Below are 23,369 nucleotides of genomic sequence, written 5' to 3' on the forward strand. Positions count from 1 at the left end.
GTTTACGTCCCAAGCCGGGGATCCATCCCGCGCCAGGCATCGAGGATGGCGTCCAGAGCTTCCCGGGCTTCCGGTATGGCACGGCCCATCGAGACGAAACCATGGATCTGGCCCGGCCAGATGCGGCAACGCGCGCTCGCTTCGGCCTCCAGGCGCTTCGCATAGGCCAGCCCTTCGTCGAACAGCACGTCATGGCCGGCCAGGACGACGAAAGCGGGTGCGACGCCTTGTAGCGAGGGTACTAGGAGCGGCGAGGCGCGCCAGTCCATCCGGCTGTTTTCGTCCGGCATGTAGTGATCGCGAAACCAGCGCATGGCCTCTGCGGTGAGGCCGAAATCGGTTGCATAGCGACGGTAGCTGTCCGAGGCCTGCTGCTGGTCCGTCACGGGATAGATCAACACCTGGCCGAGGATGGCCGGAACCTGACGGTCCCGCGCCAGAAGGGCGATGACCGCGGCGAGATTGCCGCCTGCACTGTCACCGGCGACGACAATACGGGTCGCGTCGATGCCGAGGGATGCCGCCTGCTCTTTCATCCAGTGGAGGGTGGCTGCGCAATCCTCGATGGCCGCCGGGAAGGGATGCTCAGGAGCCAGCCGGTAGTCCGGCGAGACCACGACGGCACCTGCGGCATTGGCGAGGATGCGGCAAATATCCTCATGGGTCTCCGGCGCGCCGATCACGAAGCCGCCGCCATGCAGATAGAGCAGGGCGGGCGCCCCCTCATGTTGCGCGTCTTGACCGCGCCAGATCTTCACCCGTATGCCGCCTGCATCTTGCTCGATCGTTTCTCCGACGGGCTCCAGGGGCCATTGCAGGCGTGAGAAGCCGTCGAGATATTGCTTGCGGGCTTCTTCGGGCGTGCAGTCCTCGACGGGTTTTTGCGGTTCGCCAGGCCAGGCGAGGGCGCGTGTGGCGGACGGGTCGAGCCCCGTCACGCCAGCAGGCTCCGCGCTTCGTCCTCGCGCAGCTCCTTCGGCTGTTCCGTCCTGCCGGCAATGTCCTGCCCGACGCCGGTCTCACCGGCCCGCAGGATTGCTTCCATGACTTCGAGGACGTGGAGCGCCAGGTTTCCGGAAGCGCGGGGCGCGCGGCCCTCGACGATCGAACGGGCGAGATCCGCAAGGCCCAGCATGCGATAATTGGCGCGGTCCGGTGCCGCGACCGGCCAGTTGACGGCGCCGAACAGGGCGCTGGCCGTGTCCGTCTCCTCCCATGGCGCGCCCTGGCGCGACAGGGCGATGACGCCGCCGAAATTGTCGGGATCAGGCAGACGCAGCGAGCCTTCCGTGCCATGCAATTCAATCGGGTGGTTGGAATGGCGAAACACGTCCCAGGACGCGCCGAAGGTGACGGTTGCGCCGCATGCGAATTCCAGCAGCGAGAGCACGCTGGTTGGCGTGCCGACCTTGAAGGCAGTGCCTTTCTTGGGGCCGTCGGCGGTGATCACGCGCTCCTTCTGACCACTTGTCGCGACCGCCTGAACCCGGCGCACCGGCCCCAGCAGATTGACCATCATGGTCAGGTAGTAGGGGCCCATGTCCATCACCGGGCCGGCGCCGGGCTGATAATAGAAGCTCGGATCGGGATGCCAGTGCTCCATGCCGCGCCCCATCATGAAAGCGGTGCCGGTAACGGGGTTGCCGATGACGCCCGATTCCATCAACCGACGTGCGTGCCGGCCGGCAGCGCCAAGGAAGGTGTCCGGGGCCGAGCCGATGGCAAGTCCTCGGGTGGCGGCGGCCTCGACCAGCTTGCGGCCTTCCTCGGCGTTCACGCCGAGCGGCTTTTCCGTGAAGACGTGCTTGCCGGCCGAAAGCGCACGCATCGAAATGTCGAAATGCGCTGCCGGAATCGTCAGGTTGAGAACCAGATCCACTTCCTTGTCTTCCAGCAGGGAATCGACATCCGTAGCGCGTAGCCCGAACTCCCCGGCTCGGCGCTTGGCAGCCTCTGGATTGAGGTCCGCGCAGGTCGTGATCTCCACATCACGGAAAAGCGGGGCATTGCGCATATAGGCTAGCGATATGTTGCCACAACCAACCACGCCAATCCTGAGTTTCTGTTCGCTCTTCTGTGACATCTGCTGCAACTATCCCATTGTTTTGGCCGGCGAAAAATAAAGAATTCAAGCGCTATTTCATATCGCGCAGTGCGAATTAAGTTGACGCACGGTAACATTTTAACTTACGTAATGACAAGACGTTTGGGAGGCGTCGCCATCCTCTTGTGTTAGCATTTTCGGAAGGTTCCCTGCGCGGATTCCGGTGATCGGAGCCGGGCGAACCTGTGACGAGAGGGGCTCTCCCGTGTCGATGCGACGATCAACCGACAGGTCAGGACCACGTTATGAAGACTGCAGAACTGCAAATCGGCTGCCAGACATTCACCTGGGAAATGCTGGGCACGAAGTGGACCGGCGGTCCGGACGATCTGGTGCGCGCCATAGCGGCCGGCGGTTATTCGGGTATCGAAATCACCGATACGATGATCGGCGACTATGCCGGCAGGCCCGATGCCTTTGCCCGCACACTCTCGGATGCAGGCCTCAGCCTGGTTTCCTTCGCCTTCGGCTCGCCCAGCGGCTTCACGCTGCCGGAACAGCTGACGGCCGATCTGGAGGCGGCGCGACGCTGGGTGGATTTTGCAGCGCATTTCCCGGGTGCGCTCGTCTCTATGGGGTCGGCGACGGTGGTGTCGCCCGGGGCGCGGCCCGATAAATTTGCGGCTGCCGCCGATTGCTACAACCGTGCGAGCGAGATCGGTCGCGCGGCCAGCGTCACGGTTGCCGTGCATCCGTCTTCGCACCACAACACCTTGCTCTTTACCCGCGAGGATTACGACGCGCTCTTTGCTCTTCTCGACCCGCAGGTCGGCTGGGTGCCGGATACGGGCCACATCCTGCGCGGCGGCCAGGTCATGGGCGATACGCTCGCGGCCTTCCGGGATCGCATCCGTTACGTGCACCTGAAGGATGTCGATGCCAGGGGCGACTGGGCCATGCTGGGCGCGGGCGTCTGCGATGTGCGGGCGGTGATCGACGTCGTGCGGTCCGCCCCGCTCTTCAACGGCTGGATCGTCGTGGAGGAGGAATCCGACAAGGCCGGCGAAGATCCCGCCGCTGCCGTCCGCGTCAACCGTGAGACGCTGCGCGCGCTCGGGCATTGAGCGACCTCGCGTCAGGCGTAGCGAACTTCGACGCCGAGTTTCTCCAGGCGGTGCCGGATGCCGTGCGGCATGTTGCTGTCGGTAATGATGAGATCGACGCGAGACAGGGAAAACGCCTTTGAGGAGGCGCCAATGTCCCATTTGCTCGAATCGGCGACCAGAACGACGCGGCGTGCCATACGCACCAGGTTGCGCTTGGTGCGCGCGATATCCTCCGACACATCCACCACGTCGAAGGATGAATCGATTGCATGCGCGCTGACGAAAGCCTGATGTGCGACGAGGCCGCCGAGTGCCTTGTCGGAGTCCGAAACGATCGTGCTGACCGTGCTTGGAAACACGCGACCGCCGATCATATGCACGTCAAGGCCGGGACGATACATGAGGTGCTGGGCGATGTTCATGGCGGTCGTGGCCACCACGACATTCTTCACCGGCGGCATCTGCATGGCGACCTGAAGCAGCGTCGAGCCGCTGTCGAAGACGATCGACTGGTTGTCGATGATCTGGCGGGCGGCCATCTGGGCGATGCGCCGCTTGGCATCGAAGTTGCGCTGCATGCGTTCCTCGAAGGCGGCGGCTGGCGAATCTGCGGGCAGGGCGATGGCGCCGCCATGGGTTTTGATCAGCAGCTTCTTGCCATCCATGATGTCGAGATCGGAGCGGATCGTGACTTCCGATACCTCGAACAGGTCCGCAAGCTGGCGCGTGCGGGCCTGCCCGATGCGCTGGAGTTCGATCAGGATCTGCTGGCGTCGTTGTTCTGCAAGCATGGCTCGGCTCCGTCTGTCATTGACGCTTTAGGGTGCTATTTCGATTTTCGAAAGACATTTTTCTCTGGCGATCGCCTTCTATGTCTGATCGCACCATTTAATGCAGCATAACACAGGAAGAAATCGCATGCGAAGAGTTAAATGAAAGAAATCGAAAGATTGAATGTTGTTTTGCTTTCGAGTTAGGGTCCGTTCAGCAAAAAACGGAGGAGCTTTTCCATGGGTCTCGGAACCAAAATTCGTCTTTCCCGCCTGTTTTCGAACGCCTCGGGCAATCTGTTCGGTGGCGCCGTCGATCACTTTGTCGGCTATGGCAACGTGCGCGAGGGCGGCCTTGCGGACCTGCCGGGCGCTCTGAGCCGGGTCATGGCCGGCGGGCCTGACTATGTCAGCATCCAGCCGGGCGCCGCGCGGCACCTGTGGTCCGATTACGCCGGCAAGGCCGCGCTGGTGATCCAGGCCGGCTGCTTCACGGCCGACGACCGGATCCGCCAGCTCATCGCCACCCCGGAGGATGCCGTGCGGTACGGCGCGGATGCGCTGGCCGTCGCCATTCCGGTCCGGGGCAACACGGAAGGCGAGTATATCCGCTGGCTGACCGACACGGTGAACGCCGCCGCGCGGTTCGAAATGCCGGTCATCGCCCATGTCTATCCGCGTGACTTCGCCAATGGCGGCAAGATCGTCTTTACGCCCGACGAGATCGCTTATGCGGTCCGCATCGGCTACGAGACGGGCGTCGACGTGGTCAAGGTCGGTTACACCGGCGACTTCGCCTCCTTCCGCGACACGGTCGCCACATGCCCCATTCCGATCGTCATTGCCGGCGGGCCGAAGACCGATACGCTGCTCGGCGCACTGCAACAGACCGCAGACGCACTGCGTGCCGGTGCACGGGGCGCCGTCGTGGGACGTAACCTCTGGGGCCATGGCGATACGACGAAGGCCGCACGCGCCTTCAAGCTCGTCATTCATGATGGCCTTGCGCCGGAGGAGGCGCTGGCAGCCGCCGGCGCGTGACCCGTGCCACGCGTCTTTGACGTTCTGGGTTTCGGCGCCCTGGCGGTCGACGACATCGTCTATGTCGACCGCCCCCTATCCGCCGGCAAGGGAAAGGTGACGAAGCGTGCTTCCGACCACGGAGGCAATGTCGCCACGGCGCTGGTTGCCGCCGCCCGCCTTGGTGGTCGCACGGCCTTCATCGGCTGGCTCGGTGATCCGCCGGAAGCCGATGTCGGCGGGCGTGAGCTGGAGCGTGAGGGTGTCAGCACCGTGTTTGCGCCCCGCCACGCCGACGCCGTACCCATCCGATCCGTCATCACCGTCGGATCGGACGGCGAGCGCTTTATCGCCTATGACGACGACGTGCTGCATGGCACGTCATCCGATCTGCCGGATGATGTGTTTGCAAAGGCGCCTGTTCTGCTCATTGATGGTTATGCCGTCCATTCGGAAGCCGCGGTCCAGCGGGCCCGCGATCTCGGTCTTTCCATCGTGGCTGATATCGAATGGGCTATCGGCCCCGCGAGCGACCGGATCCTGTCGCTCGCCGACCACCTCGTGCTGCCGATCGCATTCGCCAGATCCTACCTGAAGCAGGATGATCCTGCGGCTCTCCTCGAGGGGCTCTGGACGCCAAACCGTTCGGCGGTGGTGCTCACCGACGGCGACCGCGGCAGCTATGTGCGGCAGAAAGACGATCCAGTTCTCTGGCATGTGCCGGCCTATGTGGTCCAGGCGGTGGATACGACCGGTGCCGGAGACTGCTTCCATGGCGCCTATGCGCTGGCGCTGGCAGAGGGCGCGCGCCCGCTCGATTGCGTTCGGTTCGCCGCGGCAGCAGCGGCTATCTCGGTGACGGCGCATGGCGGTCGCAGGGGGCTGCCGGATCGGACCGTATGTCTCTCCTGGATGAAGGACGGGGCCGCGCCTGTGCCCGTGCCACTTCGCGCTTAACAGTTTTGTCCGTCATCGCGATACTTTGCTTCTCTATCGACATGCCGATACGGCCGGCGCTGGCGTAAAGTCGACGCCGGCCATACTGGAATGTGCTGGGTGGTAAAAGTTTCGCGCGTAAAGAAATAAAATGTCATGCTGACGATTTTTTTATCTTGGAATAATAATTATATACCAATGGCTTGGCGATGAAATTGGCTTCTTCAGTTGTCTGTGGCCTCGCTTCCTATCTTGACTTTCCCGGCTAGCCCGAGCCTTCTGTCGAAAACCGGACGGTGGCGGTGGAGGCCGCCGGCCGGGGTTTGGGACAGTGGAGGATATGCCGTGGCTGTGGTTGTGCTGGACAAGATCTGCAAGACCTACGGGAACAATTTTCATGCGATCAAGGATTTGAGCCTGACGATCCATGACGGCGAGTTCCTGATCCTGGTGGGACCGTCCGGCTGCGGAAAATCGACGGCGCTGCGCATGATCGCCGGCCTGGAGGATGTGAGCAGCGGCACGCTGAGCATCGGGGATCAGGACGTCGTGGATCTGCCGCCGAAGGATCGCGACATCGCCATGGTGTTTCAGAGCTACGCCCTCTATCCGCACATGACCGTCTTCGACAACATCGCCTTCTCGATGAAGCTGGCGGGAAAGAACAAGGCCGAACGCACCAAGCGGGTGAACGAGATCGCCAAGATCCTGCAGCTCGAAACGCTGCTGCAGAACAAGCCGGCGCAGCTTTCCGGCGGCCAGCGCCAGCGCGTTGCGATGGGCCGTGCCATGGTACGCGAGCCGGCCGCGTTCCTGATGGACGAGCCGCTGTCCAACCTCGATGCGAAGTTGCGCGTCCAGATGCGCGCCGAGATCGCCAGCCTGCAGCGCCAGCTGGGCGTGACGACCATCTACGTCACCCACGACCAGACCGAGGCGATGACCATGGGGGACCGCGTGGCGGTGCTCAAGGGCGGCGTGCTGCAGCAGGTCGATACGCCGAAGGCGCTGTATCACAAGCCGGTCAACGCCTTCGTCGCAGGCTTTATCGGCTCTCCCTCGATGAACCTTTTCGAAGGGCGTCTGGAAGGCGGCTCGATCCGGCTTCCGGACTTTTCCATTCCATTGCCGGCGAGTGTCCTGGAGCGTGTTCCGGGCCTTTCGGGCTTCGACGGCAAGCCTGTCGTTTTCGGCATTCGCCCCGAAGACCTTCATGATAGCCGACTGCCGTCGGGCGCGGCCTATCCTACCATCCCCGCACTGGTGAGAACGATCGAGGAACTCGGTTCGGAATTGATCGTGCACCTGAAGATCGACGCGCCCCGGGTCGATTCCGGCGACCCCGATGCGGTGGAGGATTTGAGCGGCGCGGCCAATGCGGTTGCCAGATTCGAGGCCACCAGCACCATCAAGGCCGGCGAGCGTATCGATCTCGCCATCGACCCGGCCAAGCTGCACTTCTTCAACCCGCAGACGCACGCGGCCCTGTGAGCGCCGATTGACGGCGTCGCCCGTAAACGACGAAAACAAAAGGGGCTGAAATGCCAGCAAAACAGGAACGCCGTCTTCGTGTGGGCGTGCTCGGTGCGGGCCAGATCGCGCAGGCCGCGCATTTCGAAAGCTGCACCAAGGCGGCCAACGCCGATCTCTACGCGATCTGCGATGTCGCCGACGACCTGCGCGAGCGTATGGTCATCACCCACGGGGCTGAAAAGTCCTACAACGACTATGACAGGATGCTTGCCGATCCTGACGTGGAAGCGGTGATCATCGCGACGGCCGATGCCTTCCATGTACCGGCATCGCTGCGCGCGCTTGAAGCCGGCAAGCATGTGCTGTGCGAGAAACCCGTCGGGGTTACGGTGGAGGAATGCGTCGCGCTGAAGGCCGCTGTCGAACGCTCCGGCAAGGTCTTCCAGGTCGGACACATGAAACGCTTCGATGCCGGCCTCCAGGCGGCAAAATCCTTCATTGCCGACGAGATGGGTGAGATGGTCGCGCTCAAGGCCTGGTATTGCGACAGCACGCATCGTTATCCGATGACCGACGCGGTGCAGCCGCTCGTGGTCACCAGCGCCAATGCGAAGAAGCCGACCACCAATCCGAAGGCCGATCTCAGGCGCTACTACATGCTGGCACATGGCTGCCATCTGATCGACACAGCCCGCTACTTTGCCGGCGATATCCTCTCGGTGCAGGCGCGGCTTTCCGAACGTGCGGGCATCTGGTGCTGGTTCGTCGATGTGGAATTCGCGTCGGGCACGCTCGGGCACCTCGACCTCACGGTGCAGGTGCGCATGGACTGGCACGAGGGGTTCCAGATCTATGGCAGGAACGGCAGCGTCCTCGGCAAGACCTATAATCCCTGGTACTACAAGACGAGCGAGGTGGATATTTTCCGCGAGGCTGACGGCGCCACGCACCGGGTGCTCGGCGCGGACGGCCATTTCTATCGCCGTCAGGTCGAAGGGTTCGCCCGCACCATTCTGGATGGCACGCCGATGGAGGGCGCCAATATCGATGACGGCCTCGCGTCCGTGCGGGCCATGGTCGCCATCGCCCGCTCCGTCGAAACCGGCAAGTCCGTTGCGCTGGCCGATGTGACGGGCGGCGTGTGATGAAACTCGGCATCTTCGCCAAGACCTTCGAGGCGACGCAGCCCGGGCCGGTGCTTAAGGCTGTCGCCGGTGCCGGCTTCGTCTGCGCGCAATACAACATGGCCTGCTCCGGCCTTGCCTCCATGCCCGATGCGATCGACGAGGGGCAGGCGCGTGCCATCGCCGGTGCGGCACACAAGGCCGGTATCGAGATCGCCGCGGTCTCCGGCACCTACAACATGATCCATCCCGATCGGGCGGTGCGCGAGGCGGGACATCGCCGGCTTGCCGTACTGGCGGAGCGTAGCCACGCAATGTCCACCCGCCTGATCACGCTCTGCACCGGCACGCGCGATCCGTACGACCAGTGGAAGGAGCACCCGGACAACGGCACGCCGGAAGCCTGGCGCGATCTGCTGGAGGCCGTGGAGACGGCGATCGGCATTGCCGAGCGGTACGATGTCGATCTGGGCATCGAGCCGGAGCTTGCCAATGTGATCAACTCCGCCCAGAAGGCCCGACGCCTGATCGATGAGATGCAGAGCCGGCGCATCAGGATCGTGCTCGATCCCGCCAATCTGTTCGAGACCGCCACGCTCGACGAACAAAGGACGACTATCTCTGCGGCCATCGATCTTCTCGCCGACCGCATCGTGATGGCGCATGCGAAGGACCGGAACCCGGATGGCAGCTTCGCCACGGCCGGCAAGGGCGTGCTCGACTACAGTCACTATCTTGGCTGCCTGAAGGCGATCGGCTTTACCGGCAGCCTGATCACCCACGGGCTTGCGGCAAAGGAAGCCGAAGATGTTTCCCGCTTCCTGTCGGAAAAGCTTGAGGCAGGACGATGAACCGCGTCTTCCGAACCGGCGACGACACATCTCTGAACGTCGACATGGCGGGTGAAGGCACGCCGGTCGTCTTCCTGCACGGACTTTGCGGTGATGCCGGCCAGTCGGCCGAGGCGTTCCCGGACGACCCCGGCTTTCGCCGCATCAACATCGAGGCCCGCGGCCACGGCCGCTCGCAATCCGGCGCGCTGGACCGGTTCTCGATCGAAACCTTTGCAGGTGATGTCGCGGCCTATATCGAGACCCATCTGGAGGCGCCGGTCATCATCGGGGGTATATCCATGGGCGCGGCGATCTCGCTGCGCCTTGCCGTCACGCGGCCCGATCTCGTCCGTGCGCTTGTCCTTGCTCGTCCGGCCTGGTTCGTCGCCTCGGCGCCGGACAACATGGCGCCGAATGCCGAGGTCGGTCGCCTCCTGGCAGAGCTTTCGCCTCACGAGGCGAAGGCGGCGTTTCTGGCGGGGCCGATTGGCCAGCGCCTTGCCGCCGACGCCCCGGACAATCTGGCCTCGCTCACCGGCTTTTTCGCCCGCGAACCCGTCGACGTCACCGCAACGCTTCTGACGGCCATATCGAAGGACGGTCCCGGGGTGGCGGAGGATGAGATTGCCCGCATAGCCGTGCCGGCGCTCGTCATCGGCCACGAGCGCGACGTCATCCATCCCATCGCCCATGCGCGCGCACTTGCGGCAGCAATCCCCGCCGCGCGCTTCGTCCAGATCACGCCCAAGGCGGAAGACAAGACGCGATACGTCGCCGACTTTCGCCGCGCCCTCCATGCTTTCCTGAAGGACCTCTAAGAAATGACTGCTCCCGCAAAAACCTGGATCGACGACCTTCCCAAGGATCGCCTGATTGCCGAATTCTCCGTCTGGTCCGCCGATCTCGTGCGGCTTGCCGATGATCTCGCCCGCGTCGAGCCGCATGTCGACGTCCTGCATATCGACGTCGCCGACGGCCATTTCGCGCCGGCCATGCTGTTCTTCCCCGATCTGGTGGCCGGCGTGCGAAGGGTTTCCAGGCGCCCGATCCATGTTCACCTCATGGTGGCCGATACCGTCCTGCTGTCGCAGATCGAGCAGTTCGCCGACGCCGGCAGCGACCTCATCAGTATTCATGTCGAGAACGACAGTGTCGCGGATGCGGCGCTCGATCTCCTTGACCGCCGTGGCGTCGCCGCCGGCATGGTGTTGCGGGTCGAGACGCCCGTCGAACGGATCCGGCGTCATGCGGCGCGGCTGCGTTTCGTAACGCTGCTCGGCACCGCGATCGGTGTAAAGGGGCAGGGCCTCGACGAGAAGGCGGGCGCGCGCTTGCAGGAGGCCCGAAAGATCATCGCCGAAAGCGGCGCAGGCCACCGCGTCGTGCTGGCGGCCGATGGCGGCATTCGCGAGCACACCGTACCGTTGCTGCGCCAATCCGGCGCCGAGACGGTCGTGCTTGGTTCGCTGGCTTTCAATGCACCCTCGCTTGAGGAGCGCATGTCCTGGCTTCATTCCCTCTGAAGGTTCGTCCGATCATGAGTGAGATCGCCATCGGCATCGATCTTGGGGGTACGCAAGTTCGCGCCGCACTTGTCAGTGCCGACGGCAGGGTTCTCGCGCGCGCCGAGGACCGGACCGATGCGATGGCAGGTCCCGAGCGCGTGCTGGCGCAGATCCAGGCCCTTGCCGACGGCCTTGCCGCGGCTGCCGGAACGGCTACGGTCGTGGGCATCGGCGTCTCCACGCCCGGACCGATCGATACGGTCTCAGGAATCACACGGGATATTCCGACACTGGCCGGCTTTGCAGACTTCCCGCTGAAGGCAGAGTTGCAGAAGCGCTTCGCGTTTCCAGTCAGTCTGGAGAATGACGGTATTGCCGCCGCAATCGGTGAATGGCAGTTCGGTGCGGGCAGGGGATTGGAAAACCTCGTCTACGTGACCGTCAGCACGGGGATCGGTGGCGGCGTCATCGCCGATGGGCGCGTGTTGCGCGGCCGCAAGGGCATGGCAGGCCATGTCGGCCACATGTCCGTCATGCCGGACGGCGCGCTTTGCCCCTGCGGTAACAAGGGTTGCTTCGAAGCTTATGGGTCGGGCACGGCTTTTACCCGGCGGGCGCAAGATCGTGCCTTCGCCTGCACCGAGACGCGGCTCGGCGCCGGTGGCGACGCCATCGACAGCCGCGCGGTCTTCGCTGCCGCACGCGCCGGCGATGCGCTTGCCAACGATCTGATCGAGGAGGAAGCGGAAATCCTCGGCCGCGGCTTCACAAGCCTCCTCCACATCTTCAGCCCGGAGATCGTCATCATGGGCGGTGGCCTCTCCCATGAATTCGAGCGCTTGCATCCCGGCATCCAGCGCTACATCACCGAGCGGGCCATGCCTGCATTCAAGGATGTACCGGTTATGCGCGCTGCGCTCGGCCAGAATTCCGGTCTGATCGGCGCGGCGGCTCTCTCTTTCCTTGCCGCGGAGTTTGATTTTTCGTGGTGATTGACGCGAAGTTCCTGACACAGGCGTCGCCAACTTAAGAAGCGTCGACTTTCCGACGCCAGGGACTGGCATCAGGCAGGAAGGCCAAAATCGCTTTTACTTGATCGCGGCTCTCAACACCGCATAGATCCGCTCGATCACGCGGCGGACGTCCGGCAGGAATCTGTCCTCGTCGTGCGTGACCAGCCACTGATCTTGCTCCAGTTCGCCGATCGGTTCTGTCACCTGTTTCAGCCCGCTCTGGTTGTTCCCGACGAAGGTCGGCAGCACGACACGCGCTACGCCTGCCAAAGCCAAATCGAGCGCGTTGCGCGAGTTCGTCACTTCAATCGAGGGTGTGTCACCAACATGCTCGGGGTCGCGTTCAGCGGAAGGTGGACGAGCATTACCAGCAGGATTGCCAGCGGGCGTAGAACATCGGGACCGACCATACGAGTGCCCGTTGCCACGGCGCTCGTATGCGAGAGCGAGGAGAAGTTGCCTGTATGCGCATTGTTCCTGGTGGCAAGAATGGTCATGCGCAATGCTCCGGATGTTTCATGGCAAAACTGATGCCGGTAAACTTACCGATCTGCGATTGCGCTGAAACGGTCCAATATGAAACCGTCAATTAACCTAAATATTTCGTAAAATTGTAAACGATCTACCCCTCTGGCGCTGGGATAGTGAGATTGGATGAGTTCGCGCTGCAGAGTTCAGAATTCCCGCGACAAGGGCGCCAACCTGATCGTCGTCCATATCACGGAGCGCCCGGCGCCGACGATGCCGATCCGGCCAGACATGAAAGATTAGGCGGGAGAGTAGAGCAGCCATGCCATGTCCCAACCGCCCGAGAGAAGGATGACGCCGGCGATCAGCACTTGGCGCCTGGCGAGCCGCGATGGGCCGCCCCTCTCGCGCAGGATCACCATGCCCGTGAGCGCGCCGAACAGAGATGGGCGAGGGCGCATGGGATGAATTGGCTTTACAATCCTTTTTCCAGCCGTTCGACGATCATCTCTGCGATTGGAATTGCAGAAGTGGCCGCGGGCGAGGGCGCGTTGCAGACATGCAGCATCCGGTCTGTCTCGGCGAAGAGGAAGTCGTGGACGAGCGTGCCGTCCTTCCGCACCGCCTGGGCGCGGATGCCGGCCTCGTAGGGCAGGAGGTCTGCAAGCGTGAGGCTCGGGCAATATTTGCGGCATTCCGCCAGATAGCCTGGCTTCCACAGCGAGTTGCGCAACTCCGTCACGGCGGATTTCCGGTTCGCAACGACGGTTTTCCAGAAGCCTGGATAGAGTGCGTAGTCCGCGATGTCGGCCAGATTGACCGAGAGGCGCGGATAGCCCTCGCGCGCAAAGCCGATCACGGCGTTCGGTCCGACCGTCACGCTGCCGTCGATCATGCGCGTCAGGTGCACGCCGAGGAAGGGCAGGGCGGGGTCCGGGATCGGGTAGATGAGGTGTCGAACGATGTCGTTCTTGTCGGGCGGGAGGCGGAAATATTCGCCGCGGAACGGCACGATGCGATGCTCGATCGAAAGGCCGGCGAGAGTCGCCAGCCGATCGGATTGCAGGCCGGCGCAGGCGACCAGTTTTCTCGCCCGCCAGCTCTCGCCTTCGGAGGCGACGTCGACGGCGTCAATCGTCTCGCGGATGCCGGTGACGCGGGTCGAAAGGCGGATGTCGCCGCCGAGTTTAGCGATGCGCCGCCCCATCGCCTGGCAGACTTCGGCATAGCTGACGATGCCGGTCGAAGGCACGAAGAGTGCGCCGCGGCCACGAATGTTCGGCTCGCGCTCCTTCAACTCTTCCTCGCTGACGCGGTAGACCTCGATCGTGTTCTGTTTCGATCGCTCATAGAGGGCGTCCATGCGCTGCATTTCGAGATCCGAGGTCGCGACGAGCAATTTTCCGCAGGTCTCGAAGCGAATGTCGTTTTCCGCGCAAAACGCCTTGGTCGCCTCCGCACCCTTGCGGCAGAGTTCGGCTTTGAGGCTTCCGGGAGGGTAGTAGATGCCGGCGTGGATGACGCCGCTGTTGTGGCCCGTCTGGTGCCTGCCGAGCGCATCCTCCTTCTCGATGAGGATGAGGCTGCAGCCCGGCCTGCCTTCGAGAAGACGCATGGCCGTTGCCAGGCCGACGATGCCCCCGCCGATGATGCAATAGTCGAATATCATCTGTCTTGCCTGATCACGCGTGTGTCGTCTGGCGTTCGCCATAGCCGAAGTAAGCATCCTCCAGCGCGTGGCCGTCCGCAAGATCGCTTGCCGCTCCCTCCAGCGCAACATGGCCGTTGCGCAGGACGTAGATGCGGGAGGCGAGGTCGAGGATGCGGGCGGTGGATTGCTCGACGACGAGCAGCGTCAGTCCGCCGGCATTGAGCTGGCGAAGGCTCTCGTAGACCTGATCGATAACGAGGGGGGCAAGGCCGAGCGAGGGCTCGTCGATCATCATCAGCGAGGGGCGTTGCAGGATGGCGCGGGCGATGGCCAGCTGTTGCTGCTCGCCACCCGAGAGATGGCCGGCGACGCCGCGATACCGCGCCTTCAGGATTGGAAAGGTCTCAAGCACCCGCTCGAGGTCCGCGGCTGCCTCTTCCTTGTCCTTGCGGATCATGCCACCGAGCAGCAGGTTCTCCTGCACCGTCAGTGTGCGAAAGATGCTGCGGCCCTCAGGCACCAGCGCCAGGCCCCTTCGGCACAATTTTTCCGGCGGCTGGCCGGCGATCGCCTCGCCATTGAAGGCGAGCGTTCCGCCCGTGGGCGCCATGAGCCCGGAAATCGTCTTCAGAAGCGTGGACTTGCCGGCGCCATTGGGGCCGACCACGAAGACGATCTCGCCCGTACGGACCACAAGATCGACGGATCTCAGGGCAGCAAGCCGGCCGTAGCCGGCCGTAAGGCCGCGGATTTCTAACATGTCGTTCCCCTCTCGCGCGGTTGTGTCCTTCGATGGAAATCGGGAGGCCGCGCCATTTTTTGCCGTTGACAAAAAAAATCTAACCCGCATTCTGTCTTCTGTCCACAGAGGACTATGTGCAAAAAATCAGGCCGAGCATCGCTACGGCCGAAGGGGAACGACAATGAAATCTGTTGCTGTGGCCGCCTCGGCCGCAATCGCCCTGCTATTGCCGGTGACCAGCGCGGCTCATGCCGAAGAGCCGATCAAGATCGGCTTCGCCATCGCGGAATCCGGCTGGCTTTCGAACTACGACAGCGCGCCCTTCAAGGCGGCCGTCATGAAGATCGAGGAGATCAACAAGGCCGGTGGCCTGCTGGGTCGCCAGATCGAATATTCCGTCATGGACACCAAGACGGAGCAGGCCCGTGCCGCAACGGTCGGCGCACAGTTGGTCGACAGCGGCGTCGACATGCTGGTTGTTTCGTGTGACTACGATTTCGGCGCGCCGTCCGCACTCGCCGCCAAGCAGGCCGGCAAGATCGCCTTCAGCCTCTGTGCTGCCGATCCCAAGATGGGCGTGCAGGGCGTCGGCCCGCTCGCCTTTACCGCCAACAGCGCGGCGCAGTCGGAAGGCATCGCAATTGCCGAATACGGCAACAAGAAAATGAACCTGAAGTCGGTCTACGTGCTGGAAGACCTGACGATCGAATACAACAAGTCGGCCTGCGCCGGTTTTCGCGCGGCCTGGACTGCAAGTGCCGGCGCTGAGACAATCCTGGGCAATGACACGTTCAAGAACGACGACCCGTCGATTGCCTCGCAGATCACCCGCCTCAAGGGTTTGGCGACGCAGCCCGATGCGGTCTTCGTGTGCTCGTTCACGCCGGGGGGTGCTTCGGCCGTGCGCCAGCTTCGCGCTGCCGGCATCGACCTGCCGATCCTTGCCAACACGGCGATGGTCGACAATTACTGGCTGAACGCCGTGCCGGGCCTCAAGGATTTCTACCTGCCCGCGTTCATGTCGCTTTACGGCGATGATCCACGGCCGGAAATGAACAAATTCCTCGAAAGCCACAAGGCGCGTTACGGCGAGCCGCCGGTCTCTTCCTATTCGGTTCTGGGCTATAGCCTCATCGAGCAGTGGGCCTATGCGGTCGAGCAGGCAAAGACGACCGAATCCGAAGCCGTGGTGGGCGTCATGAACACCTTCAAGGACCAGCCGTTCACCGCCGGCCCGACCTCGTTTACCGATCAGCTTCATATCCAGGTCGACCGGCCCTGGCTGATCATGAAGGTCGAGAACGACTCCTTTCGCGCCGTCGAAGTCTACCGGAACTCGTTCAAGCCGGACATGAAGCTCCTGTTCCGCGTCGGTCAGTAACCGGCTGCGATCCGTCGGCTGCATGGCGGTGCAGCCGACGGAACCAAAATCTCCAAGCAATTTCATAGCCGAGCTTACGAATAGGTCTCGCCCGATATGTCACGTCCATCGAAAGAACGGCTGGAAGCCCGCGGCGTTGCCGTCGCCTTTGGCGGCATCCGGGCCTTGAGCGGGGTCGATCTCGAACTCCGGCGCGGCGAGGTGCTTGGCCTCATCGGCCCGAACGGCGCCGGCAAGACGACCATGGTGAATGTATTGAGCGGCTTCCAGCGCCCGACCAGCGGCAGCATCAGCCTCGACGGTATTGACGTCTCGAAGCTCACGGCCCGCAAGATCGCGCAGGCCGGCGTCGGCCGCAGCTTCCAGGCGGCGCGTCTCTTCCGGGCGATGACGGTGGAGCAGAACCTTTCCGTCGCCGCAATCGGCAGCGGGCTTTCGCGCAAGGCGGCCCGGGAGCGGGCGCTGGAAATACTCGACTGGATGGGCCTTGCGAAAAAAGCGGACAACCGCTGCGACAGCCTTTCCTATGGCGACGAGCGGCGTGTCAGCATCGCCCGGGCACTCGCCTTGCAGCCGTCCTTCGCGCTGCTCGACGAGCCGGCTTCCGGCATGAACGACGCGGAATGCGAGGCGCTAATGGAGGTCATCGCCGAACTGCCGGCCCGCTTCGGCTGCGGCGTGCTGCTGATCGAACACAATATGAAGGTGATCATGGGCGTCTGCCAGCGCATCCACGTGCTCGATGGCGGCCAGAGCCTTGCCGAGGGCTCGCCCCAGGATATCCAGAAAAACCCCGCCGTCCGCCGCGCCTATCTGGGCGAAAAGGCGGCCGACAGCACCCTTGCGATCTAGGAACCGGACGCCATGGCCAACATCGTTCAAGTTCTCGTCGATGCCATCGCGCTGGGCAGCCTCTATGCCCTCGTCGCGCTGGCGATCGGCCTCGTCTTCGGCGTCATGCGGCTCGTCAATTTCGCCCAGGCCGACTACATCACCATTGGAGCCTATGCGCTGGTGGTTCCGACCGTCAGCGTTACGCCGCCCCTGCTGCTCGGTGCGCTGCCCTCGGCCCTGATGATCGGCGGCGTGCTCGTCGTCGTCATGGCCCTGGCGCTTCTGACGGAGCGTGTCGCCTTCCGGCCGCTGCGCAATTCCAATCCCTCGACGCTGCTCATCTCCTCCTTCGCCGTCAGCTATTTCCTGCAGAACCTCGTCATGCTCATCCATACCGGCCGGCCGAAATCGGTCGGCATCGGGCAGGGGCTGGCGAATGCGGTGGAGATCGGCGGCGTGCGGGTTCCGGGCGTGCAACTCCTCACCATGGTCGTCACCGCCGGCCTGCTCGTCGCCCTGGTGCTCTTCCTCAAGAAGACGCCGCTCGGCATCCAGATGCGGGCGGCGGCGGAGAATTTCCAGATGGCCCGCCTGCTCGGCATGCCGGCAAACCGGGTGATCGCACTTGCCTTCGCCATTTCCGGCCTGCTCGGCGGCGCGGTCTCGCTGCTCCTGACGATCCAGACGGGCACGCTCGACCTGCGCATGGGGCTTATGCCCGTCGTCTACGCCTTCTTCGCCACCGTCATCGGCGGCATGGGTTCGCTGCCGGGCGCGGCACTTGGCGGCTTCCTCGTGGGTGTCGCCAGCGTGCTGCTGCAAACCTACCTGCCAGCCGATCTGCGCCCCTTCCGCGACGCCGGCGTGTTCATGATGGTCATCCTGATCCTCCTCGTGCGCCCGCAGGGCCTGATCGTCACCAGCGCCGCGAAGGAGCGCGTATAATGAAGAGCGATACCATGTCCTTCGCAACGATCGGCCGCTTCTGGTTTCCGGTGCTCGCCCTCGTCATACCGCTCGCGATCATCGTGGTGGTGACAGGCCAGTTCGGCGGCCTCTCCATCCAGCGCACCGTCATCGAGATGCTGATCAGCATCGTCATCGTCGTCGGGCTCTATGTCTTCGTCGGCAATTCCGGCATCATCTCCTTCGGCCATGCCACCTTCATGGCGATCGCCGCCTACGCCTCGGCCTGGCAGACCTGCTGCGAGATGCTGAAGCCGATCACCATGTCCGGCCTGCCGCCGTTCCTGCGCGACCAGAGCATTCCGCTGCTGCCGTCCGCCGTGGTCTCGGTGCTGCTCGCTGGCGGTGCCGCCTTCCTCACGGGCCTCGTCATCATGCGGCTCACCGGCCTGGCAGCCTCGATCTCCACGCTCGCCGTTCTGTTCATCCTCAACGTCGTCTATTCCAACTGGGACAGCGTCACGATGGGCTCGGCGTCGATCGTCGGCCTGCCGACCTATGTCACGGCCTGGCTGGCGCTCGGCTGCGCTGTTTTCGCCATCGTCATCGCCTATCTCTACCAGGTCTCCGCTTTCGGCCTGGCGATCCGGGCGACGCGCGAAGACGAGGTCGCGGCGGCCGCATCGGGCATCTCGCTCTACTGGTCGCGGCTGATCGCGTTCACGCTGTCCGGCTTCATGGTCGGCCTCGGCGGGGTGTTGCAGGCTCATTATCTCGGGACTGTCTCGATCAACAGTTTCTTCCTGAGTTTCACCTTCCTGGCGCTTGCCATGCTCATCGTCGGCGGCATGGGAAGTCTTGCCGGGGCGGTGGTCGGCGTCGTCGTCATCACCGCGATGGTCGATATCTTCCGTCGTCTCGAAGGCGGGATTTCGATCGGCGGCGAGCAGTGGTCGCTGCCGGCGGGCACGCAGGAGCTTATCATCGCGGCCTTTATGCTGTTGATACTGGTCTTCCGCAAAGACGGAATCATGGCAGGGCGGGAAATGACCCTGCCGGGGCAGGAACAACGCGAGAAAGGGCTCATCAATGGCTAGCAACCTCCTCTTCAATACAGACGAACCGGTTGGCATCATCGACCACCGGATGCTGTCCGACCAGGTTTCGACCTTTCTCGTGCGCGAATTGATCTTCGGCCGGCTCCAGCCGGGCCAGCGCATCAACGAGGCGGAACTTGCCCGCCAGCTCGGCATCAGCCGCAATCCCATCCGCGAGGCGATCCGCCGGCTGGAAGAGCGCGGCCTGCTTGTTGCCGTACCACGCAAGGGCACCTTCGTGCGCACCTTCCTGCGCAGCGACATCGACGAGATCTTTTCCTTCCGCGTGGTGGTCGAGCGTTTCGCGGTGGAGCAGGCGCTGCCGCAGATGACGGATGCCGATGTCGACCGCATTGCCGGTTTCGTCGATGCCATGGTCGCGGCCGCCAACGCCAATGACGAGATCGTCCTCGTCGAGAACGACCTCGCCTTCCATCTGGAGATCTGCAAGCTCTCGAAGAACCGCCAGACGCTGCACGCCTTCACGAACATCCAGGCGGAAGTGCAGATGCTGATCACCATGGCCGAGCGCCAGTTCGAAAGCCAGATGGCGGCCGCCGTCGATCACTGGCCGGTCGTCGAGGCGTTGCGCACCCGCAATTGCGAAAAGGCGATGGATGCCATCCGCGATCACATCCGCGATTCCTGGCGCCACCTGCTTGAAGCTTACGAACGGGAAAAACCCCGCTCGTCCTGACCCTATCCATGAGAAAAGAGGGAACAATGCCTGACAGAAAAATCATCGGCATCGATATTGGGGGAACGTTCACCGACTTCGTTTCCTACGATGCGGCGACCGGCACCATCGAGAACTGGAAGAACCTGACGACGCCCTCCGAACCGATCGAAGGCGTGCTCCAGGGTCTCGGACAGGTGGACGACGTCGGCAGCGTCGACAAGATCCGTCTCGGCACGACGATCGCAACGAACGCGTTGCTCACGCGCCGCGGTGCCAAGGTCGCCTATGTCACGACCACCGGCTTCCGCGATGTTCCCTTCATCCAGCGCGGCGACCGCCGCAGCCACTATGATATTACCTGGATCAAGACCAAGCCGCTGATGAAGCGCGCTGACACCTATGAGATCGGCGGCCGCTTCAGCGCCAAGGGCGAGCTGGTCACAGCGCTTGACGAAGAGGCCGTGCGCGCGCTTGCCGCCACCATCAAGGCAGACGGCACGATTGAGGCCATCGCCATCTGCACTCTGTTCTCCTATATCGATCCGAGCCACGAGCAACGCATCCGCGACATCCTCGCCGAAGAACTGCCCGGCATGCCGATCTCGATTTCCTACGAGGTCCTGCCGAAGTGGAAGGAATACGACCGCGCCTCGACCACCATCGCGGACGCCTATCTGAAACCCATCGTCTCCGACAATTTCCACCGCATGCAGAAGCGCCTCGACGCCATCGGCATCGGTGACCGGATCGGCGTGATCAAGTCGAATGGTGGTGAATCGACGCTGAAGGGGGCTGCCGAAGCGCCGGTGCAGATGACGCTGTCCGGCCCGACCGGCGCCGTCGTCGCCACCCGCGTCCTTTCCGAGCTGACCGGCATCAAGAACCTCGTCACCTTCGACATGGGCGGCACCTCGACCGATTGCTCGACCGTCGTCGACGGCGTGGAACATGTGACGACGAATTTCGAGATCGAATGGGGCCTGCCGATCCAGATCCCGATGATCGACATCCACACGATCGGCGCCGGCGGCGGCTCGATTGCCTGGATCGACAAGGGCGGCATGCTGCGTATGGGCCCGCAGTCTGCGGGTGCAGCGCCTGGCCCCGCCTGCTATGGCCGCGGCGGCGAGAACGCCACCGTGACGGACGCAAACGTCGTGCTCGGCCGCATCAACCCCGAATACTTTCTCGGCGGCAAGATGAAGCTCGACGCCGAGGCGGCGCACCGCGCGGTCAAGAAGATCGCCGACCAACTCGGCCTTGAAGTCGATGCGGCGGCCTTCGCCATGGTGCAGATCGCCAACAACAATATGCTCGGCGCGCTGCGCGCCGTCCTGCTCCAGCGCGGCCTCGATCCGCGCGACTTCTCGCTCGTCGCCTCGGGCGGGGCGGGTCCGGTGCATATCTGCGACCTCATGGATATTTCCGGCATTCCGCAGGGCATCGTGCCGAATTATCCCGGCCAGTTCTCCGCCTTCGGCTTCATCATGACGGATGCGCGCGTCGACCGGCATCGCACCGTGCAGCAGATCTCGAAATATTTCGACGGTGCGCGTGCCACGGCGGCGATGACGGAACTGGTGGATGGCGCCATCGCCGAGTTGGTCTCCCAGGGCTACCAGCAGAAGGTGGAGATCTACCGTTCCATCGAGGCGCGTTACTTCGGCCAGAACCACGAGCTGGAATTGAGCTTCCCCGCCAACCAGTTCACCGAGGAGACCATTGCGAACCTGTGGGAGCGTTTCCACGAGGAACACCAGAACCGCTTCGGCTTCTCCATTCCCGGCGAAACCATCGAGACGGTCAATCTCAAGGTCGTCGCCGTTGCCGTTTCCGAAAAGCCGCAGATGCGCGAACTCGAAAAGGGCGAGGGCACGCCTGCCGCCTCCGGCAGCCGCAAGGTGCGCTTCGAGGACGGCTGGCATGACGTGAAGACTTACGATCGCGGAACGTTCAAGCAGGGGCAGACCGTATCGGGTCCTGCCATTATTGAAGAAAACGCATCCGTCACCATCCTGCAGCCGAAACAGACGCTCCGCGTCGATCGTCTCGGCAATCTGATCATTTCGGCCTGAGGAGTACCGTCATGGACTTCGTTACGATGAACATCCTGGAATCCAGCATGGTTTCGCTCTGCAAGGAGATGGGGATCGTGCTGATGAAGACGTCCTATTCGACGATCTTCAACGAGGCGCTCGATTTCACCTGCGGCCTCGCGGACATGAATGGCGACATGATCGCCGTCGCCGACTATTGCCCGGCGCAGATCGGCGGCATGCCGCTGCTCGTCAAGTCGTGCCTCAAGGAAATCCCGATCGACGAGATCGAGGAAGGCGACGTCATTCTCCACAACGACCCCTATCGCGGCGGCCTGCACACGCCGGAGCACACTTTCTTCAAGCCGATCTTCGTCGATGGCGAGATCATGGGCTTTGCGGTGGCGATCGGCCATATCGCCGAAGTCGGTGGCATGGCGCCGGGCGGCTTCTGCGGAGAGGCGACGGAAATCTTCCAGGAGGGGCTCCGCATTCCGCCGGTGAAGATCAAGAAGCGCGGAAAGGACAATATCGAGGTCTGGAAGCTGCTTCTCGCCAACGTGCGCACGCCACGCGTCAACTATGGCGACCTTCGCGCGCTCATCGCCGCCGTCGATCTCGGCGAAAAGCAGATGACGCAGATCTACAAGAAATACGGCAAGGAGAAGATCAAGGAGACCGTCAACGACCTGCTGCTCTATTCGGAACGCCGCATGCGCGCCGAGCTGGAAGCGATCCCGGACGGCATTTACGCCTTCTCGGATACGATCGAGAGCGACGGCATCGACGCCGAGCGCACCTATACGGTCGCCGTGGAAGTGCACAAGCGCGGCGGCGAGATCATCGTCGATTACCACGGTTCCTCGCCGCAGGCCTCCGGCCCGATCAACGCGACGCTCGGCGTGGCCACCTCGGCCGCCTACAATGCCGTGCTGCACATGACCGACCCGACGATCCCGCGCAATTCCGGCTGCTTCCGGCCGATCCGCGTGATGGCGCCGCCCGGCACCATCGTCAACGTCGATTTCCCGGCCCCGGAAGTCGGCGGCAACACCGAGACGCATCCGCGCATCGTCGGCACGATCCTTGGCGCCATGGCGCCGGCCATTCCGAACCGCGTCATGGCGGCGGAAGGGGCGACGCACTGCAACTTCGTCTTCGGCGGCGTCGATGCGGATACGGGCGAATATTTCGCCTGCTACGATCTCGAAGCGGTCGGCTGGGGCGGTCGTGCCTTTGCGGACGGCAATGACGGCGTCGATTCGATCAACGGCAATTGCCGCATCACGCCGGTCGAAGTCTACGAGACGCGCTTCCCCTGGCGTATCGAAAGCCTTGCATTCAACGTCGATGCCGGCGGTGCCGGCGAGTTCCGTGGTGGCGTCGGCTACACCAAACAGATGCTGTGCCTCAACGACGAGATCATCTGCTCGCAGATGACCGACCGTCACCTGCTCGCCCCCTGGGGTCTTAATGGCGGCACGGAAGGCGGCGTCGGCGCGACGCTGGTCATGAAGAATGGCCGCGAGGACTGGCAGACGATGCGCGAGGCCTACGGCAAGGCCTCGACCAGCCGCTACTCCAACGTCTCCATCCGCCGCGGCGACCGCGTGCGGCTCGTCACCCCCGGCGGTGGCGGCTATGGCGAACCGGCAAAGCGCGATCCGGCAGCGGTCGCAGAGGATGTCCGCGAGGGTTACGTCTCCAAGGCGGCTGCCCAGAAACACTACGGCTATCAGGAGGCCTGAACC

Annotated in this window: 24 protein-coding genes; 16 read left to right on the plus strand and 8 right to left on the minus strand. The window is 63.3% G+C overall.

The features are described 5' to 3' along the window. Positions 1-2: 2 nt before the first annotated feature. The gene (locus B5M41_RS21535) at positions 3-938 is read right to left on the minus strand and encodes an alpha/beta hydrolase (RefSeq protein ID WP_134650510.1); all 936 of its coding nucleotides are present in this window, start codon (positions 936-938) and stop codon (positions 3-5) included. Further along, positions 935-2,083: a Gfo/Idh/MocA family protein gene (locus B5M41_RS21540; RefSeq protein ID WP_134650511.1), complete on the minus strand. Its 1,149-nt coding sequence runs from the start codon at positions 2,081-2,083 to the stop codon at positions 935-937. Before B5M41_RS21540 ends, B5M41_RS21535 begins: the two co-directional genes overlap by 4 nt. Positions 2,084-2,349: 266 nt before the next feature. Here B5M41_RS21540 and B5M41_RS21545 point away from each other — a divergent pair, with 266 nt between their 5' ends. Then, positions 2,350-3,168 carry a sugar phosphate isomerase/epimerase family protein gene (locus B5M41_RS21545; protein WP_134650512.1) on the plus strand — a complete coding sequence of 273 codons (819 nt, stop codon included), beginning with the start codon at positions 2,350-2,352 and terminating at the stop codon, positions 3,166-3,168. Between the two features lie 11 nt (positions 3,169-3,179). Here B5M41_RS21545 and B5M41_RS21550 read toward each other — a convergent pair whose 3' ends face one another. Continuing rightward, positions 3,180-3,941 carry a DeoR/GlpR family DNA-binding transcription regulator gene (locus tag B5M41_RS21550; RefSeq protein WP_134650513.1) on the minus strand — a complete coding sequence of 254 codons (762 nt, stop codon included), beginning with the start codon at positions 3,939-3,941 and terminating at the stop codon, positions 3,180-3,182. Between the two features lie 219 nt (positions 3,942-4,160). Here B5M41_RS21550 and B5M41_RS21555 point away from each other — a divergent pair, with 219 nt between their 5' ends. From B5M41_RS21555 to B5M41_RS21590, 8 genes are all read left to right on the plus strand, one after another. Beyond that, positions 4,161-4,961: a beta/alpha barrel domain-containing protein gene (locus B5M41_RS21555; protein WP_134650514.1), complete on the plus strand. Its 801-nt coding sequence runs from the start codon at positions 4,161-4,163 to the stop codon at positions 4,959-4,961. A gap of 3 nt (positions 4,962-4,964) precedes the next feature. Then, entirely contained in the window at positions 4,965-5,897 is a 933-nt protein-coding gene (locus tag B5M41_RS21560; protein WP_134650515.1) for a PfkB family carbohydrate kinase, read from the plus strand. A 324-nt stretch (positions 5,898-6,221) separates the two neighbouring features. Then, on the plus strand, positions 6,222-7,367 hold the full coding sequence (locus B5M41_RS21565; protein ID WP_134650516.1) for an ABC transporter ATP-binding protein: 1,146 nt from the start codon (positions 6,222-6,224) through the stop codon (positions 7,365-7,367). A 50-nt stretch (positions 7,368-7,417) separates the two neighbouring features. Continuing rightward, positions 7,418-8,494, plus strand: coding sequence for a Gfo/Idh/MocA family protein (locus B5M41_RS21570; RefSeq protein WP_134650517.1), 1,077 nt, complete (start codon positions 7,418-7,420; stop codon positions 8,492-8,494). After that, on the plus strand, positions 8,494-9,324 hold the full coding sequence (locus B5M41_RS21575; protein ID WP_134650518.1) for a sugar phosphate isomerase/epimerase family protein: 831 nt from the start codon (positions 8,494-8,496) through the stop codon (positions 9,322-9,324). The genes B5M41_RS21570 and B5M41_RS21575 overlap by 1 nt, the downstream gene beginning before the upstream one ends. Next, complete coding sequence (locus tag B5M41_RS21580) at positions 9,321-10,124, plus strand: alpha/beta fold hydrolase (protein ID WP_134650519.1); 804 nt, start codon at positions 9,321-9,323, stop codon at positions 10,122-10,124. The genes B5M41_RS21575 and B5M41_RS21580 overlap by 4 nt, the downstream gene beginning before the upstream one ends. 3 nt (positions 10,125-10,127) lie before the next feature. Continuing rightward, entirely contained in the window at positions 10,128-10,829 is a 702-nt protein-coding gene (locus tag B5M41_RS21585) for a ribulose-phosphate 3-epimerase (RefSeq protein WP_134650520.1), read from the plus strand. 14 nt (positions 10,830-10,843) lie between these two features. Continuing rightward, on the plus strand, positions 10,844-11,803 hold the full coding sequence (locus tag B5M41_RS21590; RefSeq protein ID WP_134650521.1) for an ROK family protein: 960 nt from the start codon (positions 10,844-10,846) through the stop codon (positions 11,801-11,803). Positions 11,804-11,899: 96 nt separating this feature from the next. Here B5M41_RS21590 and B5M41_RS21595 read toward each other — a convergent pair whose 3' ends face one another. The 5 genes from B5M41_RS21595 to B5M41_RS21615 all read right to left on the minus strand — a co-directional run bounded on the left by B5M41_RS21595 (position 11,900) and on the right by B5M41_RS21615 (position 14,703). After that, on the minus strand, positions 11,900-12,127 hold the full coding sequence (locus B5M41_RS21595; protein ID WP_134650522.1) for a hypothetical protein: 228 nt from the start codon (positions 12,125-12,127) through the stop codon (positions 11,900-11,902). Beyond that, the gene (locus B5M41_RS21600; protein ID WP_230640279.1) at positions 12,124-12,321 is read right to left on the minus strand and encodes a hypothetical protein; all 198 of its coding nucleotides are present in this window, start codon (positions 12,319-12,321) and stop codon (positions 12,124-12,126) included. The genes B5M41_RS21595 and B5M41_RS21600 overlap by 4 nt, the downstream gene beginning before the upstream one ends. Positions 12,322-12,591: 270 nt before the next feature. After that, the gene (locus tag B5M41_RS21605) at positions 12,592-12,753 is read right to left on the minus strand and encodes a hypothetical protein (RefSeq protein WP_167719242.1); all 162 of its coding nucleotides are present in this window, start codon (positions 12,751-12,753) and stop codon (positions 12,592-12,594) included. 14 nt (positions 12,754-12,767) lie between these two features. Next, positions 12,768-13,961 carry an L-2-hydroxyglutarate oxidase gene (gene lhgO / locus B5M41_RS21610; RefSeq protein ID WP_134650523.1) on the minus strand — a complete coding sequence of 398 codons (1,194 nt, stop codon included), beginning with the start codon at positions 13,959-13,961 and terminating at the stop codon, positions 12,768-12,770. 13 nt (positions 13,962-13,974) lie between these two features. Continuing rightward, complete coding sequence (locus B5M41_RS21615; RefSeq protein ID WP_134650524.1) at positions 13,975-14,703, minus strand: ABC transporter ATP-binding protein; 729 nt, start codon at positions 14,701-14,703, stop codon at positions 13,975-13,977. A 163-nt stretch (positions 14,704-14,866) separates the two neighbouring features. Between B5M41_RS21615 and B5M41_RS21620 the strand changes: the two genes are divergently transcribed. The 7 genes from B5M41_RS21620 (at position 14,867) to B5M41_RS21650 (ending at position 23,366) form a co-directional block, all read left to right on the plus strand. After that, positions 14,867-16,066 carry an ABC transporter substrate-binding protein gene (locus tag B5M41_RS21620; RefSeq protein WP_134650525.1) on the plus strand — a complete coding sequence of 400 codons (1,200 nt, stop codon included), beginning with the start codon at positions 14,867-14,869 and terminating at the stop codon, positions 16,064-16,066. 96 nt (positions 16,067-16,162) lie between these two features. Further along, positions 16,163-16,918, plus strand: a complete 756-nt coding sequence (locus tag B5M41_RS21625) for an ABC transporter ATP-binding protein (RefSeq protein ID WP_134650526.1) — start codon at positions 16,163-16,165, stop codon at positions 16,916-16,918. A 12-nt stretch (positions 16,919-16,930) separates the two neighbouring features. After that, positions 16,931-17,845: a branched-chain amino acid ABC transporter permease gene (locus B5M41_RS21630; RefSeq protein ID WP_134650527.1), complete on the plus strand. Its 915-nt coding sequence runs from the start codon at positions 16,931-16,933 to the stop codon at positions 17,843-17,845. Next, positions 17,845-18,903 carry a branched-chain amino acid ABC transporter permease gene (locus tag B5M41_RS21635; RefSeq protein WP_230640281.1) on the plus strand — a complete coding sequence of 353 codons (1,059 nt, stop codon included), beginning with the start codon at positions 17,845-17,847 and terminating at the stop codon, positions 18,901-18,903. Before B5M41_RS21630 ends, B5M41_RS21635 begins: the two co-directional genes overlap by 1 nt. Beyond that, on the plus strand, positions 18,896-19,600 hold the full coding sequence (locus B5M41_RS21640; protein ID WP_134650528.1) for a GntR family transcriptional regulator: 705 nt from the start codon (positions 18,896-18,898) through the stop codon (positions 19,598-19,600). Before B5M41_RS21635 ends, B5M41_RS21640 begins: the two co-directional genes overlap by 8 nt. Before the next feature lie 26 nt (positions 19,601-19,626). Then, on the plus strand, positions 19,627-21,657 hold the full coding sequence (locus tag B5M41_RS21645) for a hydantoinase/oxoprolinase family protein (protein ID WP_134650529.1): 2,031 nt from the start codon (positions 19,627-19,629) through the stop codon (positions 21,655-21,657). An 11-nt stretch (positions 21,658-21,668) separates the two neighbouring features. Next, positions 21,669-23,366 (plus strand): hydantoinase B/oxoprolinase family protein, encoded by a 1,698-nt coding sequence (locus B5M41_RS21650; RefSeq protein ID WP_134650530.1) that lies wholly within the window; start codon positions 21,669-21,671, stop codon positions 23,364-23,366. Positions 23,367-23,369 lie beyond the last annotated feature (3 nt).

This window comes from Shinella sumterensis, from assembly GCF_004514425.2.
Classification (GTDB): Bacteria; Pseudomonadota; Alphaproteobacteria; order Rhizobiales; family Rhizobiaceae; genus Shinella; species Shinella sumterensis.

Coding starts and splice junctions, on each gene's coding strand:
- B5M41_RS21650 (WP_134650530.1), top strand. CDS start 21,669: ATGGACTTCGTTACGATGAACATCCTGGAATCCAGCATGGTTTCGCTC.
- B5M41_RS21635 (WP_230640281.1), top strand. CDS start 17,845: ATGAAGAGCGATACCATGTCCTTCGCAACGATCGGCCGCTTCTGGTTT.
- B5M41_RS21545 (WP_134650512.1), top strand. CDS start 2,350: ATGAAGACTGCAGAACTGCAAATCGGCTGCCAGACATTCACCTGGGAA.
- B5M41_RS21620 (WP_134650525.1), top strand. CDS start 14,867: ATGAAATCTGTTGCTGTGGCCGCCTCGGCCGCAATCGCCCTGCTATTG.
- B5M41_RS21605 (WP_167719242.1), bottom strand. CDS start 12,753: ATGCGCCCTCGCCCATCTCTGTTCGGCGCGCTCACGGGCATGGTGATC.
- B5M41_RS21645 (WP_134650529.1), top strand. CDS start 19,627: ATGCCTGACAGAAAAATCATCGGCATCGATATTGGGGGAACGTTCACC.
- B5M41_RS21630 (WP_134650527.1), top strand. CDS start 16,931: ATGGCCAACATCGTTCAAGTTCTCGTCGATGCCATCGCGCTGGGCAGC.
- B5M41_RS21600 (WP_230640279.1), bottom strand. CDS start 12,321: ATGACCATTCTTGCCACCAGGAACAATGCGCATACAGGCAACTTCTCC.
- B5M41_RS21585 (WP_134650520.1), top strand. CDS start 10,128: ATGACTGCTCCCGCAAAAACCTGGATCGACGACCTTCCCAAGGATCGC.
- B5M41_RS21555 (WP_134650514.1), top strand. CDS start 4,161: ATGGGTCTCGGAACCAAAATTCGTCTTTCCCGCCTGTTTTCGAACGCC.
- B5M41_RS21580 (WP_134650519.1), top strand. CDS start 9,321: ATGAACCGCGTCTTCCGAACCGGCGACGACACATCTCTGAACGTCGAC.
- B5M41_RS21625 (WP_134650526.1), top strand. CDS start 16,163: ATGTCACGTCCATCGAAAGAACGGCTGGAAGCCCGCGGCGTTGCCGTC.
- B5M41_RS21570 (WP_134650517.1), top strand. CDS start 7,418: ATGCCAGCAAAACAGGAACGCCGTCTTCGTGTGGGCGTGCTCGGTGCG.
- B5M41_RS21550 (WP_134650513.1), bottom strand. CDS start 3,941: ATGCTTGCAGAACAACGACGCCAGCAGATCCTGATCGAACTCCAGCGC.
- B5M41_RS21590 (WP_134650521.1), top strand. CDS start 10,844: ATGAGTGAGATCGCCATCGGCATCGATCTTGGGGGTACGCAAGTTCGC.
- B5M41_RS21540 (WP_134650511.1), bottom strand. CDS start 2,083: ATGTCACAGAAGAGCGAACAGAAACTCAGGATTGGCGTGGTTGGTTGT.
- B5M41_RS21575 (WP_134650518.1), top strand. CDS start 8,494: ATGAAACTCGGCATCTTCGCCAAGACCTTCGAGGCGACGCAGCCCGGG.
- B5M41_RS21615 (WP_134650524.1), bottom strand. CDS start 14,703: ATGTTAGAAATCCGCGGCCTTACGGCCGGCTACGGCCGGCTTGCTGCC.
- B5M41_RS21640 (WP_134650528.1), top strand. CDS start 18,896: ATGGCTAGCAACCTCCTCTTCAATACAGACGAACCGGTTGGCATCATC.
- lhgO (WP_134650523.1), bottom strand. CDS start 13,961: ATGATATTCGACTATTGCATCATCGGCGGGGGCATCGTCGGCCTGGCA.